The 240-nt window shown below is 69.2% G+C and carries 1 pseudogene; it reads right to left on the bottom strand.

Annotated features, from left to right (window positions below):
• Window positions 1-192, bottom strand: a pseudogene (locus IG90_RS45400) (hypothetical protein); the annotation flags it as partial.
• Window positions 193-240 lie beyond the last annotated feature (48 nt).

The raw sequence follows: 240 nt of genomic DNA, 5'->3' as shown, positions 1-240 counted from the left end.
GGTCATCACGCTGCTGACCACCCCGGTACCCACCACGGTCGTCATCACGACGCGGACCACGATCACGGTCGCGGTCGTCACGACGGAAGCCACCACCGGTCGGCCGGTCGTCATCACGACGGGGACCACGCGGGCGGTCGTCACGCCGCTCGAAGCCACCACCACGATTGTCATCGCGGCGGAAGCCGCCACCGGAACCACCGGAGGGCCGGTTGTCATCACGACGGAACCCACCACCGG

Origin of the sequence: Streptomyces anulatus, assembly GCF_000721175.1 — a bacterium.
GTDB lineage: Bacteria > Actinomycetota > Actinomycetes > Streptomycetales > Streptomycetaceae > Streptomyces > Streptomyces anulatus_C.
This window is presented reverse-complemented; position numbering and strand designations above follow the sequence as displayed.